The following is a 17479-nucleotide window of genomic DNA, read 5'->3' as shown; positions in this document are numbered from 1 at the left end:
GCCAGCGGTTGCGGAACCTGACCAGGGGCGGGACCGTTACCGCATGATCCGCTTCCTGCTGAGCTTCGCGATCAACGTGGTCCTCGCCGCCGTGGGCCTCCTCGTCGCCTCGAGCCTGTTCGACGGCGTCACCGTGCACGCCTCGGGCTTCGTCGTCGCGGTGCTGATCTTCGCGGTGGCCCAGGCGATCCTCGCGCCGTTCGTGTTCAACGTGGCGCGCAAGTACGCGTCGGCGATCCTGGGCGGGATCGGCCTCGTGTCGACGTTCCTCGCCCTGTGGGTCGCGACGCTCGTCGGGGACGGCCTGGAGATCTCGGGCGCGTCCACGTGGATCGGCGTGACGGTCGTCGTCTGGCTGATCGGCGCGCTCGGCGGCTGGTTCCTCGGGTGGCTCGTCCTCACGCGCTGGTGGGACCGTCGCCAGGAGCAGAAGCGGATCCGCGAGGCGACGAGCAAGGGCTGACGACGACGGCGCCGCCCGAGGGCGGCGCCGTCGTCCGTGCCGTCAGTGCAGGAGCGCGGCGACGCCGTCCGTGCCGCCCTGCGCCCCCTCGTGCACGACGAGCCGGGCGAGCTCGCGCAGCGGGACGTTGCGGTCGTTGGACGCGCGCCGGAGGCGGGCGAACGCCTCGTCCGGGTGCACGCCGTACGCGAGCGTCACGATGCCCTTGGCCTGCTCGATCGCACCCCGTGTCTCCGCGGCGGCGGCGATGTCGTGCCGGGCGCGCTCCTGGGCCGCGTCCGTGACGGTCCGCGTCACGTCCACGAAGTAGCCGACGAGCTCGGTCACCTCGCCGGTCGCGCGGTCGCGCCGGCCCTGGCCGACCACGACGAGGAAGCGCTCGCCGCCGTGGGCGTCCATGATCCGGTGCACGCTCGAGAACGGCTCGCCGGTGAGCCGTGCCTCGTCGAGGACCTGCCGGACGCGCTCGCGGTCGTCGGGGTGCTTGTGGGCGAGCACGAGGGCCGTCGTCGGGACGACGTCGCCCGGCTCGAAGCCGTGGAGGCGGTACGTCTCGGGGGACCACCACCACACGCCCGTGCTCAGGTCCAGGCGGTACTGGCCGATCTGCTGGTGCGCTCCGCGCGCGAGGGCTTGCTCGATGGCATGGTCGTCCACGGACATGCTGGCCTCCGGGTCTCCGGTGGGTGAGGAGCCAGGTCCAGACTCGACCCTCCGAGCCTACCCCGGTTCTCCCGCCGTGCAGTGGCGGGCGTCGTGGCACCGTCAGGACTGGAGCGCGGAGAGGCCCTTCTGGATCTGGAGCAGCGCGATGACGAGGATCAGCGCCGCGTCGAGAGCGGCCGTGTGCCCGGCGATCCAGTGGCGCACGCGCTCGAGGGACGCCTGGGCGCGGGCGATAGACGAGCACCGCCGCCCAGAGCCCGGCCCGACGAGCAGCCGCAGGACGGGCACCCGCAGGGGCGGGTCGTGGCGCTCGTGGACCGGCAGCGCGTCGAGGACGCTGCCCCACGGCGCTACCTCGCGGCGGCCGAACCGGCGTCGGGGCCCGCGCCGTCGGCGCCCGACGCCCCGGCGCTCTCGGCGGCGATGGCGGCGTCGACGTCGGTGTAGACCCGCGGCCGCTCGGCACGCTCGACGGCGGCGCGCAGCTCGTCGCGGACCTGCCCGACGTTGCGCGCGAGGACGAGCGTCGCCCCGTGGCGGTCGAGGTCGGTCCGCAGCGTGGCGAGCATCTCGGCGGCGTCCACGTCGATGAACGGGACGGTCTCCGTGTCCAGGACGACGAGCCGCGGGGAGGTCGCGGCGGCGAGGTCGCGGACGTGGTTGCGGACGGCGTCGGCGTTGGCGAAGAACAGCCCCGACTCGGGCCGGACCACCAGCACGCCGGGGACGGACGTGCCGCCGTCCTTCTGGAGCACCGCGCGCCGGTCGGCGTCCACCCACACCCCGTGCGCCGAGCGCACGAGGACCGCGACGTGCGGGCGCGACGCGCGCGCGAGGAGCAGGAGCAGCGACAGCACGACGCCGATGACGAGGCCGGGCAGGGTGTCGAAGACGAGCACGCCGGCCGTGGCCGCGGCGGCGGCGTAGAAGTCGTCGCGTGCCGCGTTGCCGTACAGACGCCGCATGGTCGGGGTGCGCAGGCCGTAGAGCCGGCGCAGCGCGCGGACGTCGACGAGCTCGATCACCGCCGCGATGACGACCGCGGCGAGAGTCGCCTCCGGCAGCGACTCGAAGACGGGTGTGAGGAAGAGCAGGGTGAGGACGACGAGGACCGCGGCGGTGAGCCCCGAGACCTGGCTCTTGGCACCCGCCCCGCCGTTGACCGCCGTCTTGGACAGGCTGCCGTTGACGACCATCCCCGACGCGAGGCCCGACCCGAGGTTGGCCGCGCCCATGCCGATCAGCTCGCGGTTGGCGTCGATGTCGTAGCCCTCGCGCGCGGCGTACGTCTTCGCGGCGCCGAGCGCCTCGGCGAAGCCCACGAGCATGACCCCGGCGCACGGCCCGATCAGCGCGGTGTAGTCGGACCAGTCCATGTCCGGGAAACCGAGCGCGGGGAGCCCGGCGTCGATCGGGCCGACGATCTCCACGCCGTCGTCGTCGAGCGAGAACGTGAGGATCGCGACGATCCCGATGAGGACCGCGACGAGCGAGCCGGGGACACGGGGCGCCCATCGCTTGATCGCGAGGAGCGCGGCGAGCGTCCCCAGCCCCAGCACCACGGTCGGGCCGTTCGCGGTGCCGAGCTCGGTGAGGATCGTCCACGCCTTCTCGAAGAAGTTGCCCTCCCCCTTCTCGACCCCGAGCAGGGCCGGGACCTGGCCGATGATGATGATCAGCGCCATGCCGACGATGAACCCCTTGAGCACGGGCTCGGAGATGAACGACGCGACGAACCCGAGCCGGGCGATCCCCGCGACGAGGCACAGCAGGCCGGTGACGAGCGCGACCCCCGTCGTCAGCGCGGCGTAGAACGCGGCGTCGCCCGGCGCGAACACCGCCACGACCCCGGCCGAGAGCGCGGCCGTCGCGGACATGGGCCCGACGACGAGGTGCCGTGAGCTGCCGAACGCCGCGTAGAGGATCAGCGACGGCGCGGCCGCGTAGAGGCCGACCACGGGCGAGACGCCCGCGATCGTCGCGTAGGCGAGGGACTCCGGGACGAGGACCGCCCACACCGTGAGCCCGGCGACGAGGTCGCCCTGGAGCCACGCCTTCTGGTAGCCGCGCAGCGAGCCGAAGAGGAGCGGGGTCCGCGCCCGCGCCCGTCCCCCCGTCGGCACCGAGGGTGCCTGCGAACCCGTCATCGACCGTCCTCCGTCCGTCCGGCGTGCTCCGCGAACGATCATCCCGGGATCGGGACGAACCGCCACCGGGAGCCGGGGGCGTCCGCGCTCCGCGCGCGGAACCCGAGCCCCGGGGATACGTTCGACGCGTCCCGGGGCGCAGCGCCGCGCTCCCGTCGTCGGTACGAACGGAACGAGAGGTCTGACGTGGCAACGCTCACCGTGTGGAAGTTCGACACCCCCGAGGGCGCGCAGCGCGCCGAGGACGCGCTGCTCGCGCTCCAGAAGCAGGAGCTCATCCAGGTCCAGGACGCGGCGATCGTGTCCTGGGAGGAGGGCAAGAAGAAGCCGAAGACGCGGCAGGGCAACAGCACGACGGCGGTCGGGGCGCTCGGCGGCACGTTCTGGGGCCTGCTGTTCGGCCTCCTCTTCTTCGTCCCGCTGCTCGGGGCCGCGATCGGCGCGGCCTCCGGCGCGATCGCCGGCGCGCTGACCGACGTGGGTATCGACGACGACTTCATCGACTCGGTGCGCAGCAAGGTCACGCCGGGCACGTCGGCCCTGTTCGTGCTCACGTCGGGCGCCGTGATCGACCGCGTGCACGACGCGCTCCAGGCCGAGGGCGTGCACGGCGAGCTCATCCAGACGAACCTCTCCGCGGACGAGGAGGCCAAGCTCCGCGCCGCCTTCGACGAGAACGCCTGAGCGGTCCTCCCGGGTGAGGTGCCCGACGGCGGTGCGCGCCGCCGTCGGGCACCTCACCCGCCCGTACGCCTCGGCACCCGTGCCGTAGCCCGCGCAGTCCCCGCCGTCCCGACCCGGGACCGGACCACGAAGGAGGCCGCCCATGGGCGCGGCGATCGGTCAGTCCCTCCCCGTCGCGGTGGGCGTGCTCATCAGCCCGCTGCCGATCGTCGCGGTCGTGCTCATGCTCGTGAGCGGCCGGGCGAAGGCGAACGCGTTCGCGTTCCTCGTCGGGTGGTTCGTCGCGGTCGGCGCGGTGACGCTGCTCGTCGCGACGCTCGCCGGGGCCGCCGCGCCGGACGACGACGGCCCGCCGCTGCGGGCCGCGATCCTCAAGATCGTCCTGGGCGTCCTGCTGCTCCTCCTCGCGGTGAAGCAGTGGCGCGGACGTCCGCGCGCCGGGGTCGAGCCGCCGGCCCCTCGGTGGATGGCGGCGATCGACGCGTTCACGCCCGTGAAGGCCGCCGGCCTCGCGATCCTGCTGGGCGCGGTCAACCCCAAGAACCTGCTGCTCGTCGTCTCCGGCGGCGCAGCCATCGCGTCGGCCGCACCCGACGACACGAACGCGCAGGTCGTCGCCGCGGTCGTGTTCGCCCTCGTCGCGAGCGTCGGCGTCGCGACGCCGGTCTTCATCTACCTGTTCATGGGCTCCCGGGCCGCGTCGATGCTCGACGAGCTCAAGGCCTGGATGATCCACAACAACGCGGTCATCATGGCCGTCCTCCTGCTCGTCCTGGGCGCCAAGATGCTCGGCGACGGCATCGCGGCGCTCTGAGAGTCCCCGACCAGCACGCACCCGGTGCCTGGCGCCGGCTTCCCGAGGAGAGTGAGCATGGCCAAGCAGTTCCAGGGAAAGATCGAGCTCGACGTCCGCGACTCCGTGGCGGACTGGGACGCGTTCCTGCCGGACAAGGCGCCCGCGGGCGCCCCGAACGTGCTCGTGGTCCTGTACGACGACACGGGCATGGCGTCGTGGTCGCCGTACGGCGGCAGGATCAACATGCCGACCATGGACCGGCTCGCGCAGAACGGGCTGACGTACTCGCAGTGGCACACCACCGCGCTGTGCTCCCCGACCCGGTCGACGTTCCTCACCGGGCGCAACCACCACCTCAACGGCTTCGCGACGATCTCGGAGTCGTCGACGGGGTTCCCCGGGTACAACTCCCACATCCCCGACTCGAACGCGACGATGGCGACGGTCCTGCGCGACGCCGGGTGGGCGACCTTCTGGGTCGGGAAGAACCACAACGTGCCGATCGACGAGTGGACCGCCGGGGCCTCGAAGAAGCACTGGCCGCTCGCGCAGGGCTACGACCGCTTCTACGGCTTCATCGGCGGCGAGACCAACAACTGGTACCCGTCGCTCGCGGAGGACAACCACTACATCGACCAGCCCTACCTGCCCGAGGACGGCTACCACCTCTCGCGCGACCTGGCCGACCAGGCGCTGCGGATGATCCGGGACGTCAAGCAGACCGAGCCCGACAAGCCCTGGTACCTCTGGTTCTGCCCCGGTGCGAACCACGCGCCGCACCACGCGCCGCAGGAGTACATCGACCGGTACAAGGGGAAGTTCGACGACGGCTACGAGGCCTACCGCGAGTGGGTGCTCGCGCGCATGATCGAGCGCGGCATCCTCCCCGAGGGCACCGAGCTGCCCCCGCTCAACCCCATGCCCGACGGCACGTTCTCCGAGACGGACCGCGTGCGGCCCTGGGACGAGCTGAGCGACGACGAGAAGCACATGTTCAGCCGCATGGCGGAGGTGTTCGCGGGCTTCAGCGAGTACACCGACGCGCAGGTCGGGCGGATCGTCGACTACCTCGAGGAGTCGGGACAGCTCGAGAACACGCTCATCATCTACTGCGCCGACAACGGCGCGTCCGGCGAGGGCAGCCCGAACGGGTCCGTCAACGAGGGCAAGATCTTCGGCGGCTACCCGGACGACGAGGCGGAGAACCTGCGGCTCGTGGACAAGCTCGGCAGCCCGGACACGTACAACCACTACCCGACGGGCTGGGCGGCCGCGTTCTCGACCCCGTACAAGATGTTCAAGCGCTACACCTACCAGGGTGGCGTCGCCGACCCGCTCGTCATCCACTGGCCCGCCGGCATCGCGGCTCGCGGCGAGGTCCGCCACCAGTACCACCACTCGACCGACATCGTGCCGACGATCCTCGAGGCCTGTGGCGTCACGTTCCCGGACACGTACAACGGCGTGGAGCAGACCCCGCTGTCCGGGGTGTCCATGGTGCCGTCGTTCGACGCCGCGCCCGACGCCCCGACGAACAAGGAGACGCAGTACTACGAGATGTTCGGGCAGCGTGGCCTCTGGCACCGTGGGTGGAAGGCCGTCACCGTGCACGGACCGGTGAGCGGCAAGGGCCACTTCGACGAGGACGTGTGGGAGCTGTACCACACCGAGGTCGACCGGTCCGAGGCGCACGACCTGGCCGCCGAGCACCCCGAGAAGCTCGAGGAGCTCAAGGCGCTGTGGATGGAGGAGGCTCAGAAGAACGCCGTCCTCCCGCTCAACGACCTCCAGATCATCGGCAACCCGAAGGACTTCGAGACGTTCGTCGGCATGGAGTTCCACCAGCCCGCGCCGCCGTCGGGGCGGTTCGTGTACTACCCGGGGACGAGCGAGGTGCCCGAGCGCTCCGCGGCGAACACGCACGGGGTCTCGTACAAGATCGCCGCCGAGGTCGAGCTCACGCCGGAGAGCCAGGGCGTGATCTTCGCCCACGGCTCGCGGTTCGGCGGCCACGCGCTCGTCGTGAAGGACGGGCAGGTGCACTACGTCTACAACTTCCTCGGCATCCCGCCCGAGGACCGGATCTCCGCGCCGGTCCCGACGAGCGGCCGGCACATCATCGGCGTCGAGTTCACCAAGGAGGGCATGGGCAAGTACCGCGAGGGCGAGGGCCCGCTGAAGCTCTTCATCGACGACCAGCAGGTCGGCGAGCAGCGGATCCGCACCGTCCTCGGGCACTTCTCGCTCTGCGGCGAAGGGCTGACGATCGGCCGCGACAGCGCGGACCCGGTCTCGTCGTTGTACGGGTACGGGTTCGACTTCACGGGCGGCGAGATCGCCCAGGTCGTGTTCGACGTCGCGGACGACGCGTACCTCGACCTCGAGGCGCACCTGGCCGCGGCGATGGCGCGCGACTGACCGTCGCGATGACCCGACCCCTGCCGTCCTGGGCCGACGGCCCCGCCCGCGACGCGATCCTCGCGTTCGTCGAGGCGGTGGCCGTCGGCCCGGACGCGCTGCGCCCGGAGGAGCGGGTCGCCGTCTTCGACAACGACGGCACGCTCTGGACGGAGAAGCCCATGCCCACGCAGCTCCACTTCATCGTGGAGCAGTGGAAGGCGGCGGCGGAGGCCGACCCGACGCTCGCCGACCGCCAGCCGTACCGCGCGGCCGTCAGCGGGGACCTGGCGTGGCTCGGTGCGGCCGTGGACAAGCACTACGCAGGGGACGACACCGACCTGAAGGTCATGGTCGGCGCGATCCTCGCGTCCACGGCGCACGAGAGCGTGGAGGACTACCACGCGGCCGTCGCGTCGTTCTACGCCCGCGCGAAGCACCTCACGCTCGGTCGCCCCTACGCCGACGCCGTCTACCAGCCGATGGTGGAGCTGCTGCGCCATCTCGAGGCGCACGGCTTCGCGTGCTACGTCGTGTCCGGGGGAGACCGCGACTTCATGCGGCCCATGACGCTCGACTACTACGGCATCCCGCCGGAGCGCGTCGTGGGGTCGGCGCTCGGTCTCACGTACGACGCGGGCACGAACCAGGTGCGCTACGGCACCGCGTTCGACTACCTCGACGACGGCCCCCTCAAGCCGGTCCGCATCTGGTCGCGTGTCGGCCGCCGCCCCGTCCTGGCCGCCGGGAACTCGAACGGCGACGTGGACATGCTCCGGTTCGTCCAGGGCAACCCGCGCAGCCTCAGCCTCCTCGTGCACCACGACGACGACACCGGTCGGGGCGACGTGCCGTACGACGCCGGCGCCGAGCAGGCGCTGTCCGCCGCGGCCGACCACGGCTTCACGGTCGTGAGCGTCCGGGACGACTGGACCCGCGTCTTCCCGACCGAGGACGCGTGAGCGACGGCGCCCCGGCGCGCGACCGGGCGAGCCAGGGGCCGACCCTGCTGCCCACGCTGCGCGGGTACCGGCGCGCGTGGGCGCGCCGCGACGCCGTCGCGGGGCTGTCGGCGGGAGCCGTCGTCGTGCCGCAGGCCATGGCGTACGCGACGATCGCCGGCCTGCCCGTGGAGTTCGGCCTGTACACGTGCATGGTCCCGACGGTCGTGTACGCGCTGCTCGGCGGGTCGCGCGCCCTGAGCATGAGCACGACGTCGACCATCGCCACCCTGTCCGCGTCCACGCTGCTCGCGGCCGGGGTCGCGGCGGGCAGCGACGACCCGGCGCGCGCGGTCTGCACGCTCGCCCTGCTCGTGGGGGCGCTCCTCGTCCTCGCGCGCGTGCTGCGCCTCGGTTCCCTCGTCGAGAACATCTCGCGGGCCGTCCTCGTCGGGATCAAGGCCGGCGTCGGGGCGACGGTGGCCGTCGGCCAGCTCCCGAAGCTGCTGGGCGTGCCCGCCGACCCCGACGCGACGGGGTTCTTCGGGGTCCTGACGTCCGCGCTCTCCCAGGTCGGCGACGCCAACCTGCCGACCGTCCTGCTCGCCCTCGGCAGCATCGCGGTGCTCGTCGTGCTCGGGCGGGTCGCGCCGCGGGTCCCCGCGCCGCTCGTCGTCGTCGCGGCGGGGATCCTGCTCGTCGCGGTCGCCGGGATCGACCGGTCCGGGGTCGCCGTCATCGACCCCGTGCCGTCGGGCCTGCCGCTGCCCGTCCTGCCGGACCTGTCGCTCGTGGGCGCGATGCTCCCCGGGGCGGCGGCCATCGCCGTCATGGCGTTCCTCGAGACCGTGTCCGTGGGTCGCGGCGTCCGTCGCCCGGACGAGCCCCAGATCGACCCCGACACGGAGCTCCTCGCGAACGGCCTCGCCGCCGTGGCCGGCGCGTTCTTCCGCGCGATGCCGCCCGCGGGCGGGTTCTCCCAGACCGCGGTGAGCCTGCGCGCCGGGGCGCGCACGCAGGCGTCGGGCCTCGTGACGGCGGCGCTCGCGGTGCTGGTCGCGCTCTTCCTCGCGCCCGTCCTCGACGACCTGCCGCAGGCGACGCTCGGCGCGATGGTCGTGGTGGCGACGGTGAGCCTCATCCAGGTGGGCGAGTTCGTCGAGCTGTGGCGCATCAACCGGGTCGAGCTCGCGTGCGCGGTGGTGACGGCCGCGATCGGGCTCGTGGCTGGCCTGCTGCCCGCGGTGGGGGTCGGGGTCGTGATGACGCTGGTCCTGGTGCTCCGTGAGGCGGACCGGCCACGCGCCGTCGAGCTGGCGCGCTCGCCCGACGGCGGGTGGACGTACGCGGACCGGGCCGGGTCGTCGCGGGCGCCGGGCGCGCTGGTCCTGCACCTCGAGGGCGGCCTGTACACCGCGAACACGCGCGCCACGGTCGAGGCCGTCCTCGCCCGGGCGCGGTCCGAGGACCCGACCCCGCGCGTCGTGGCGCTGGAGATGGAGTCGCAGCGGCTCGTGACGTCGACCGTGCTCGACGGCCTCGCGGACCTGGACCGCCAGCTCGCGGGCATGGGCGCGGCGCTGTACCTGGTCCGGGTCCCGGCCGCGGCGCGCGAGGGGGCGGGCGCGTCGGGCTGGTTCCGGGGACTGGTGGACGACGGGCGCGTCGTCCCCAGCGTCGACGCCGCCCTGACCGACGCCGGGGTGCCGGTCCCCTGACCCGGGTCCCGCGAGCCGAGCGGACGATGTCGAGACCCTACTACCTTGCGACGCAAGGTATCTGGTAGCGTGCAACGCATGGTACCGACGCCCGACATGGTCCTCACCCAGCTCCGCAAGGGCGTGGTGGAGTACTGCGTCCTGGCCTGCCTGCGCGAGGCGCCGGCGTACGGTCTCGAGCTCGTCGAACGGCTCGGGGCGCGGGGAGTGCTGCTGACGAGCGACGGCACGCTCTACCCGCTCCTGTCACGCATGCGCCAGCAGGGCTGGGTCACGACCGAGCTGGCCGCCTCGCCGCTGGGGCCACCACGGCGGTACTACGTGCTCACACCAGAGGGAAGTGCCGCGCTCGGGGTCTTCGCCGACACCTGGGCCCGCTTCTCCGCCGACGTCGACGCCACCCTGGAGGCACGATGACCCACCCGTTCCCCCCGCTGGTCGAGGCCTATCTCGCCGATCTCGACCGTGCGCTCGAAGGCGCCGATCCGCGTGAACGGTCCGAGACGCTGGCCGCCGTGCGCGAGCACACCCGCGAGGCGCTCGCCCTCCGCGGGAGCGACGACGACGCCGTGCGCCACCTGCTCGAGGAGCTCGGACCGGTCGACTCCATCGCGGCCGCGGCCGGCACGCCTGCACCGGCCCCGGCGTCGGGCCCGCCGCTCGCCGACACGCTGCTGGTCGTCCTGAGCGTCGTGAGCCTGGTGCTGTTCATCGTGCCGCTGTTCGCCGTCGGCACCGTCGTGTGGGCGGGCACCCGGCTCCGCGCCGGCGCCGGCGACCGCTCGCGGCAGAAGACCGCGCTCGTGATCGGAGTCGTCGCGCTCGTCGCGTTCCTCGCGGTCCTCGTCTCCCACTACGTGGCGACGGCCTAGCACCCCGTGCGTGGGGGCGGCCGGGACCGCGCGGGACGGCCGTCCTCAGTCGATGCCCTCGGCGTGGCGCTCGTCGACCGTGCGCTCGGCCTCCAGGGCGGCCTCGCGGTTCTTGCGACGACGCCGCGCGGTGCCGCCCTCCCCGTCGCGGCCCTTCCCCTTGTGCGGGTGGTGGCCCTCGGCGTCGGGGTCGTGCAGCATGTGCGACTCGATGAGCTCGTGCCGCTGGAGGTAGGTGTTCGCGACCGCCTGGATCGTCGCGGCGATCGGCAGCGCGAGGAACGCGCCCAGCGCCCCGAACACCGCACCGAACGCGAGCACGACGACGAAGCTCACCGCCGGGTTCATCTCGAGCGCGCGGGCGGAGACCTTGGGGGAGAAGTAGAGGTTCTCGAGCTGCTGGTAGCCGATGATGAAGGCGAGCACGCCGAGCGCCTGCGGCAGGCCCTGGGACGTGAGCGCGACCGCGACGGGCAGGGCGCCGCCGATGTACGTGCCGATCGTGGGCACGAACTGCGAGACGACGCCCGTGAACACCGCGAGGGGGAGCGCGTACGGGGTCTGGAGGATCAGCAGGAACACGAACGTGAAGACGCTCGACAGCGCGGCGAGGACGATGCGCGAGTTGATGAAGTCGGAGACCTTGACCTGGGTGATCTCCCAGAGCCGCAGCACCTCCTCCTGGCGGTTGGGGGTGAGCCAGCGGCACACGGCCGCGCGGAACTTGGGCCCGGCCGCGAGCAGGTAGTAGGTGACGAGCATGATCGTCAGCGAGGCGAAGATCCCGCCGACGATCGTCGTGGTGACGACGAGCGCGCCGGAGGCGACGTCGTCGCCGAAGTCGTTGATGACCTGCTTGATGAGGTCGTCCGAGTCCGGGATGACCACGTCGAAGCGCTCCGCGACGAGGTCCTGGATGCTCGCGTACAGGTCCGGGAGCGACTGGACGAGCTGGACGAGCTGCTGGACGAACAGGTTCCCGAAGAGCGCGAGCACCACGAGGATCGTCAGGAGCGAGCCGATCAGGGCCACCGCGGCCGCCGCGCCGCGGCGCCAGCCGTGGCGGACCAGCCACACCACGATCGGCTCCAGGGCGAGCGCGACGAAGAACGCGATGAGGATGTTGACGCCCAGCGCCTTGAGCTGGCCCAGCGCGTACCACGCGAAGATCCCGACGAAGACGGCGACGACGGCCATCGCGAGCGCGCGCGGGACCCACCGCGGCGGGCGCCGGGAGTCGTGCTGGACGGGGCGCGTGCCGGCGTCGGGCACGCCCGACCACGGGTCCTCGGCGGGCGTCGGCGTCGTCATGTCCCGAACCTAGTGGCGGCGGTGGGGGCGGGCCCGGCGGGCGCGCCGTCGCTTCCGGATGCCGAACCTCCCGACCGGTGCCACGATCGACGCGCACGCTCGTCCGCTCGTCTCGCTCCGACCACGGTCGGCACCTCAGGAGGACTCGCATGGCACGCTCGTCGCAGGTGACGGCCTGGGTCGGTTGGGTCTGGTTCGCCGGGATCGTCCTCGTGACGATCGGTTTCTTCAACGCGATCAGCGGTCTGGTCGCCGTGTTCTCCCCGAACAGCCTCGTCGGCGTGACCGACGCCGGGATCGTCGTCCTCGACGTGTCCACGTGGGGCTGGATCCACCTCGTCATCGGGGTGCTGCTCGTCCTCACCGGCTTCGCCCTGCTCTCGGGCAAGGGCTGGGCGCGCATGGTCGCCATCGTCCTGGTGGTGCTCAACGCGATCGCCCAGTTCACGACGCTGCAGGTGACGCCGTGGTGGTCGCTGATCACGATCGTGCTCGACGTCTTCGTCCTGTGGGCGCTCGTCGTCCACGGCGACGAGGCCGAGCGCGCCGCGCGCTGAGCCGCCCCGCCCGGGGCCTCCGGGCCTCCCGCGTCCGCACCGTCGTCCTCGCCCACCGACAGACTCAGGAGTCCCGTCCATGGCAACGTTCACCTTCGGCCCCGTCGAGATCGTCGCGATCGCCTTCCCGTCGGACCGCATCCCCGCGGGGGTGCAGGCCTCCGTCCTCGAGGTGCTCGCGGAGGGCACCGTCACGCTCCTCGACCTCGCGGTCGTCCGGCGCTCCGAGGCCGGCGACGTCGAGGTCGTCGAGGTGACCGACCTCGGCGACGAGCTGGAGATCACCGACGTCGAGCTCACGGGCGCCGGCCTCGCCGGCGAGGAGGACCTCGACGCGGTCGCCGCCGGGCTCGCGCCGGGCACGTCGGCCCTCGTCCTCGTCGTCGAGCACACGTGGGCCCGCGGCGTGATCGCCGCGACCGGCGCGGCCGACGGCGTCGTGCTGCTCAGCGAGCGCATCCCGGCCGAGGTCGTCAACGAGGTCGCCGACCTCGCGCTCGTCGAGGACTGAGCCGCCCGCCCGGCGCCCGCTCCGTGGCGCCTCCGCCCACAGAACCAGGAGAACCACATGCCCATCCGTCGCTTCGGCCGCCCCGGGCTCATCGGGACCGCCGCTCGCACCGCCGTCATCGCCGGGACTGCCTCCGCGACCGCGGGCGCCGTCCAGCGCCACCAGGCGAACCGTGCCCAGCAGTCGTGGGAGGCCCAGCAGGCCGAGGCCGCGCAGGAGCAGGCACGCATCGAGGCCGCGGCCCAGCAGGCTGCGGCCCAGTACGCCCAGCCCGCGCCGGCCGCGCCCGCCGCGGCCCCGGCGCAGGACGACCTGCTCGGCCAGCTCGAGCGGCTCGGTCAGCTCCACGCCTCCGGCGTGCTGAGCGACGCCGAGTTCGCCGCGGCCAAGGCCAAGCTGCTCGGCTGACGAGGAGAATCGCCATGGCCACGTTCACCGTCTGGAAGTTCGACTCTCCCGAGGGCGCGGACACCGCGTCCCGGATCCTGCACGACTCGGCCTCCGAGCACGCGATCCGCATCATCGACACCGCGGTCGTCGCGTGGCCGGAGGGCGCAGCCAAGCCGACGACGCGTCACGGTCACCAGGACGAGTGGCGCGGCACCGGCTGGGGCGCGTTCTGGGGCCTGCTGCTCGGCTCGCTCTTCTTCGCGCCCGTGCTGGGCGCGGCGGCCGGCGCCGCGATCGGCGCGTCGACCAAGGCGATGGCCGCCGTGGGGATCGACAAGGACCAGCTCGACCGCATCCGGGAGGGCGTCACGCCTGGGTCGTCCGCGCTGTTCGTCGTCACCGAGGACGGCGACCTCGACCGCGTGGGCGAGCGGTTCCACGGGGTCCACGGCAAGCTCGTCGCCACGAACCTCACGGACGCCGAGCGGAGCACCCTCCTCGAGACGTTCGACTGACGGACCGGCCCCGCGCGTGCTCAGTCGTCGAGGCGCGCGGGGAGGCCGAACAGCGGAAACCACGAGGCCGTGTCGAGGAACGCGTTGATGGCCGTCACCCGCCCGTCCTCGGTCTCGATCACCTGCAGCGCCCACGGCTCGTGCCCGCCGTCCGCGGCCCGACGGTACTGGCCGAACCCGAACGTGCCGTTCACCGCGACCGGCACCATGCGGGACCCCTCGCACTCGTGGCCGGGCCCGGTCATCCAGGTCACGATGTCCGCCGTGCCCTTCATCCACAGCGGGTACGGCGGCATGGACAGCGTCGCGTCCTCGTGGAGGATCGCGACGAGCGCGTCCATGTCGTAGCGCTCGAACGCGTCGAGGTAGCGCTCCAGCAGCAGCCGCTCCTCGTCGCCGAGCCCGGCGTTCGACGCGACCGGCGCGGGCGCGGGCTCGGCGTCCTCGCCGAGGCCCGAGCTGTCCCAGTGGGCCCGTGCCGCCAGCGTCGCCCGCGCCCGCTGCAGCGCGCTGTTCACCGACGCGACCGACGTGTCGAGCAGCTCCGCGACCTCGCTCGCCTGCCACCGCAGCACCTCGCGCAGCAGGAGCACGGCGCGCTGCTTGGGCGGCAGGAACTGCAGCGCGGCCACGAACGCGAGCCGGATGGTCTCACGGCCCACCGCGACCTGCGCCGGGTCGCCGTCGTGCGGCAGCACGCGATCGTCGGGCACCGGCTCGACCCACGTCTCCTCGGGGAGCACCTGGCCCAGGTTCTCGGCCTCCGGCGCCTGCGGACCGCCGAGGCCCATGGGGCGCTCACGCCGCTTGCGCGCGCCCAGCGCGTCGAAGCACACGTTCGTCGCGATGCGGTAGAGCCAGGAGCGCAGCGACGAGCGGCCCTCGAACCGGTCGTAGGAGCGCCACGCGCGCAGGAACGTCTCCTGCACGGCGTCCTCCGCCTCGAACGAGGAGCCGAGCATGCGGTAGCAGTAGCCCGTGATCTCCCGGCGGTGGCCCGCGAGGACCGCGTCGAGGTCGTCGCGCTCGGGCAGGGGAGCGGGGCCGGTCGCGGTGGCTTCCGGGCGGACGCTCGTGGGGGTGGCGAGGTCGGTCATGGTGCTGCCTCTCAGGACTCGAGGTCTCGACGTTCGCGGGGGGTGCCTACGGTGGGTGCGCGCTGCCGCGACCGCCCGCGCGGGACCAGGGGAGTGGCCCACCTCACACACGCTACCTCTGCCCTCCGACACGGCACAGCCCGCGCCGACCCCGGGGTCGCTCCCCGGGGTCGCGTCGGGGTGGGGCGGAACCCCGGGCTCGACGACCGGGCTCAGTCGTCCAGGTCGAGCTCGAACCACACGGCCTTGCCCGGGACGCCGTCGATGGCGTCGACCCCCCAGCGCGATGCGCAGCGCTCGAGGAACTGCACGCCCCGTCCGCCCGTCTCGTCCGGGCGCGGGGACCGGAGCCGAGGGAGCGCCGGCGAGCCGTCCCGGACCGCGACGCGCAGGACACGGTGCCCGACCTCGAGCTCCGCCTCGACCGGGGCCGCGCCGTGCTGGACCGCGTTCGTCAGGATCTCGCTCGTGAGGAGCATCGCGATGCGGCGGACCGACGGGGAGACGTCACAGCTCTCGAGGACGTCGTCCACCCAGCGCCGGGCCGGTCCGATCGCCGACGACGCGTGCTCGACCTGCCGCGTCAGGACGGACGGCCGTCCCGGTCCGGGCGGTCGGGCGACGGCGTGCCGCACCCGCAGCGCGAGGACGGCGACGTCGTCGCGCTGGTCGGACACGAGCCGGCGCACGAGCGCGTCGGGCAGGGCGGACGTCGCGGTGGCCGTGAGCTCGGCGAGGACGGCCCGCACGGCGCCGAGGCGCTCGGCGTAGGACGCGCCGCGCCGCTCGACGAGACCGTCGGTGTACAGGAGGAGCGTGTCGCCGTGCGCGAGGTGCGCGCGGTGGTCGTGCCGCGTGGTGCCGGGGACGACGCCCAGCATGAGGTCCGGGGGCGCGTCGAGCGTCTCGACGGTGCCGTCGGCGCGCAGCACGAGCGGGGACGGGTGCCCGGCGTTCGACCACGTGAGGTCGAACCCGTGCGGGGTGCGGTCGAGCCGGACGACGGCGGCCGTGCCGCTCGAGTGCAGCGCGAGGCCGCGGTTGGCCCGGTCCAGGAGCCGCAGCAGGACCGCGGGGGGCTCGTCCTGGCACCACGCGAACGTGCGCAGCATGGAGCGCAGCTGGCCCATCTGCGCGGCCGCGCGCATGTCGTGGCCGGTGACGTCGCCGATCATGAGGACGCACGCGTCGTCGTCGAGCACCACCGCGTCGTACCAGTCGCCGCCGACCTGGTCGGTGCGGGTCGCGGACGCGTAGGTGGCGGCGAGCTCCGCGCTGCGGACCGACGGGAGCTCGGTGAGCATCGCCGCCTGGAGCGTCGTCGCGACGCGGTGCCGCTCCTCCAGGAGCCGGACGCGGTCGAGCGCGTGCGCGACGTACGACGCGACCGTCGTCTCCGTCTTCACCGCGTCCTCGTCGAAGTCCCGGACCGCGTCCCACGCCAGCGCGACGACGCCGAGCAGCCGCTCCCCGGCGAGGACCGGGAGGAAGGAGCGCGCCTCGACGTCGTCGGACGTGATGAGGGCCGCCGCCTCGGGCAGCCGCGCCGTGTAGTGGGCGTGGTCGCGGAAGAACAGCGGCTCGCGCGTGCGGGCGGCGATCGCGGCGCCGCGCTCGTCGTCGATCCGCATCCGGCGGAACGACACGGGGACGCCCGGCTCCAGGTGGTCGAGCGTCGTGTACTCGAGGCGCGTTCCGCTCGCGTCGAGCATCGCGAGGCCCGCGTAGCGGGCGCCGATCGCGGCGCCGACCGCGGAGAGCCGCTCGGCGACGTCGCGCACGGACGTCGCGGCGGCGAACGACTCGGAGAGCTCCAGCAGGAGGCGGGACCGCCGGTTGGCCGCGAGCGCGACCCGCTGCATGCGCTTCGCCCGCGCCCGGGCGAGCCGCAGCCGCAGCTCGGACGTGCACGCGGACGCGAGGTCGGCGAGGGTCGCGAGGTCCTCGTCGGACCACGGCCTCGGGCGTCCGTCGAACGCGCACAGCGACCCGACGGCGCGCCCGTGCGGGTCGAAGATCGGGAAGCCGGCGTAGGACACGACGCCGATGTCGTCGACCGCGCGGAGCGAGGCGAGGTGCGGGACGACCCGGGCGTCCTCGACCACGAGCGGTCGTGCGTCGCTCGTGACGAACTGGCAGAACGTGTGGCTCAGGGGTGTGCGGCGCTCCGACTGGTACGGCTCGGGCAGGCCGAGCGCGCCGGGCAGCACCGCCTCGTCGTCGAGGACGAGCGTGACCAGCGCCGACGGCACCCCGAGCTGCCGCCGCACGAGACGCGCGAACCGGTCGAACGACTCGTCCGCCACCGGCTCGGCGAGCCCCGCCTGCGCGAGCTCGTGGATCGCCTGGGCGTCGGTCATGGTGCCAGTATCACCAGGACGAGGCCGGTCAAACAGTGCAAGCGGTGCCAGCCG

At 73.2% G+C, this 17479-nt stretch carries 17 protein-coding genes; 12 read left to right on the top strand and 5 right to left on the bottom strand.

What is annotated here, in order from left to right; genetic code table 11:
* The first annotated feature begins 43 nt into the window (after nt 1-43).
* Entirely contained in the window at nt 44-463 is a 420-nt protein-coding gene (locus tag ACTJIY_RS04000) for a phage holin family protein (RefSeq protein WP_353707103.1), read from the top strand.
* Between the two features lie 42 nt (nt 464-505).
* On the opposite strand, the gene ACTJIY_RS03995 is transcribed toward ACTJIY_RS04000, so the two are convergent.
* Both ACTJIY_RS03995 and ACTJIY_RS03990 read right to left on the bottom strand, forming a co-directional pair.
* Nucleotides 506-1120 (bottom strand): PAS and ANTAR domain-containing protein, encoded by a 615-nt coding sequence (locus ACTJIY_RS03995; protein ID WP_353707104.1) that lies wholly within the window; start codon nt 1118-1120, stop codon nt 506-508.
* A 359-nt stretch (nt 1121-1479) separates the two neighbouring features.
* Nucleotides 1480-3276, bottom strand: a complete 1797-nt coding sequence (locus ACTJIY_RS03990; RefSeq protein ID WP_440673263.1) for a SulP family inorganic anion transporter — start codon at nt 3274-3276, stop codon at nt 1480-1482.
* Between the two features lie 186 nt (nt 3277-3462).
* Here ACTJIY_RS03990 and ACTJIY_RS03985 point away from each other — a divergent pair, with 186 nt between their 5' ends.
* From ACTJIY_RS03985 to ACTJIY_RS03955, 7 genes are all read left to right on the top strand, one after another.
* The gene (locus ACTJIY_RS03985) at nt 3463-3960 is read left to right on the top strand and encodes a DUF1269 domain-containing protein (RefSeq protein WP_115941642.1); all 498 of its coding nucleotides are present in this window, start codon (nt 3463-3465) and stop codon (nt 3958-3960) included.
* A 142-nt stretch (nt 3961-4102) separates the two neighbouring features.
* A complete protein-coding gene (locus tag ACTJIY_RS03980) occupies nt 4103-4774 on the top strand; it encodes a GAP family protein (RefSeq protein ID WP_440673264.1) in 672 nt (223 codons plus the stop codon).
* A 57-nt stretch (nt 4775-4831) separates the two neighbouring features.
* Nucleotides 4832-7174 carry an arylsulfatase gene (locus tag ACTJIY_RS03975; protein WP_440673265.1) on the top strand — a complete coding sequence of 781 codons (2343 nt, stop codon included), beginning with the start codon at nt 4832-4834 and terminating at the stop codon, nt 7172-7174.
* 8 nt (nt 7175-7182) lie between these two features.
* Nucleotides 7183-8115: an HAD family hydrolase gene (locus ACTJIY_RS03970; RefSeq protein WP_440673266.1), complete on the top strand. Its 933-nt coding sequence runs from the start codon at nt 7183-7185 to the stop codon at nt 8113-8115.
* The gene (locus ACTJIY_RS03965) at nt 8112-9812 is read left to right on the top strand and encodes a SulP family inorganic anion transporter (RefSeq protein ID WP_440673267.1); all 1701 of its coding nucleotides are present in this window, start codon (nt 8112-8114) and stop codon (nt 9810-9812) included. Before ACTJIY_RS03970 ends, ACTJIY_RS03965 begins: the two co-directional genes overlap by 4 nt.
* A 78-nt stretch (nt 9813-9890) precedes the next feature.
* Nucleotides 9891-10229 carry a PadR family transcriptional regulator gene (locus tag ACTJIY_RS03960; RefSeq protein WP_440673268.1) on the top strand — a complete coding sequence of 113 codons (339 nt, stop codon included), beginning with the start codon at nt 9891-9893 and terminating at the stop codon, nt 10227-10229.
* Entirely contained in the window at nt 10226-10684 is a 459-nt protein-coding gene (locus ACTJIY_RS03955) for an HAAS signaling domain-containing protein (RefSeq protein ID WP_440673269.1), read from the top strand. Before ACTJIY_RS03960 ends, ACTJIY_RS03955 begins: the two co-directional genes overlap by 4 nt.
* A 45-nt stretch (nt 10685-10729) precedes the next feature.
* On the opposite strand, the gene ACTJIY_RS03950 is transcribed toward ACTJIY_RS03955, so the two are convergent.
* Nucleotides 10730-11995 carry an AI-2E family transporter gene (locus ACTJIY_RS03950; RefSeq protein WP_439159159.1) on the bottom strand — a complete coding sequence of 422 codons (1266 nt, stop codon included), beginning with the start codon at nt 11993-11995 and terminating at the stop codon, nt 10730-10732.
* A gap of 149 nt (nt 11996-12144) precedes the next feature.
* On the opposite strand from ACTJIY_RS03950, the gene ACTJIY_RS03945 reads away from it, so the two are divergent.
* The 4 genes from ACTJIY_RS03945 to ACTJIY_RS03930 all read left to right on the top strand — a co-directional run bounded on the left by ACTJIY_RS03945 (nt 12145) and on the right by ACTJIY_RS03930 (nt 13968).
* Nucleotides 12145-12552 carry a DUF7144 family membrane protein gene (locus ACTJIY_RS03945; protein WP_115941644.1) on the top strand — a complete coding sequence of 136 codons (408 nt, stop codon included), beginning with the start codon at nt 12145-12147 and terminating at the stop codon, nt 12550-12552.
* A 79-nt stretch (nt 12553-12631) separates the two neighbouring features.
* Entirely contained in the window at nt 12632-13063 is a 432-nt protein-coding gene (locus ACTJIY_RS03940; RefSeq protein ID WP_439159158.1) for a DUF6325 family protein, read from the top strand.
* A 57-nt stretch (nt 13064-13120) separates the two neighbouring features.
* Nucleotides 13121-13471 (top strand): SHOCT domain-containing protein, encoded by a 351-nt coding sequence (locus tag ACTJIY_RS03935; RefSeq protein WP_115941646.1) that lies wholly within the window; start codon nt 13121-13123, stop codon nt 13469-13471.
* 14 nt (nt 13472-13485) lie between these two features.
* Complete coding sequence (locus ACTJIY_RS03930; RefSeq protein WP_439159157.1) at nt 13486-13968, top strand: DUF1269 domain-containing protein; 483 nt, start codon at nt 13486-13488, stop codon at nt 13966-13968.
* A gap of 20 nt (nt 13969-13988) precedes the next feature.
* Here ACTJIY_RS03930 and ACTJIY_RS03925 read toward each other — a convergent pair whose 3' ends face one another.
* Together ACTJIY_RS03925 and ACTJIY_RS03920 are read right to left on the bottom strand one after the other, a co-directional pair.
* Nucleotides 13989-15065, bottom strand: coding sequence for a sigma-70 family RNA polymerase sigma factor (locus tag ACTJIY_RS03925; RefSeq protein ID WP_253051854.1), 1077 nt, complete (start codon nt 15063-15065; stop codon nt 13989-13991).
* 212 nt (nt 15066-15277) lie between these two features.
* Complete coding sequence (locus tag ACTJIY_RS03920) at nt 15278-17425, bottom strand: SpoIIE family protein phosphatase (protein ID WP_440673270.1); 2148 nt, start codon at nt 17423-17425, stop codon at nt 15278-15280.
* Nucleotides 17426-17479: the final 54 nt, after the last annotated feature.

Source organism: Cellulosimicrobium sp. 22598, assembly GCF_052044445.1.
Classification (GTDB): domain Bacteria; phylum Actinomycetota; class Actinomycetes; order Actinomycetales; family Cellulomonadaceae; genus Cellulosimicrobium; species Cellulosimicrobium cellulans_G.
This window is presented reverse-complemented; position numbering and strand designations above follow the sequence as displayed.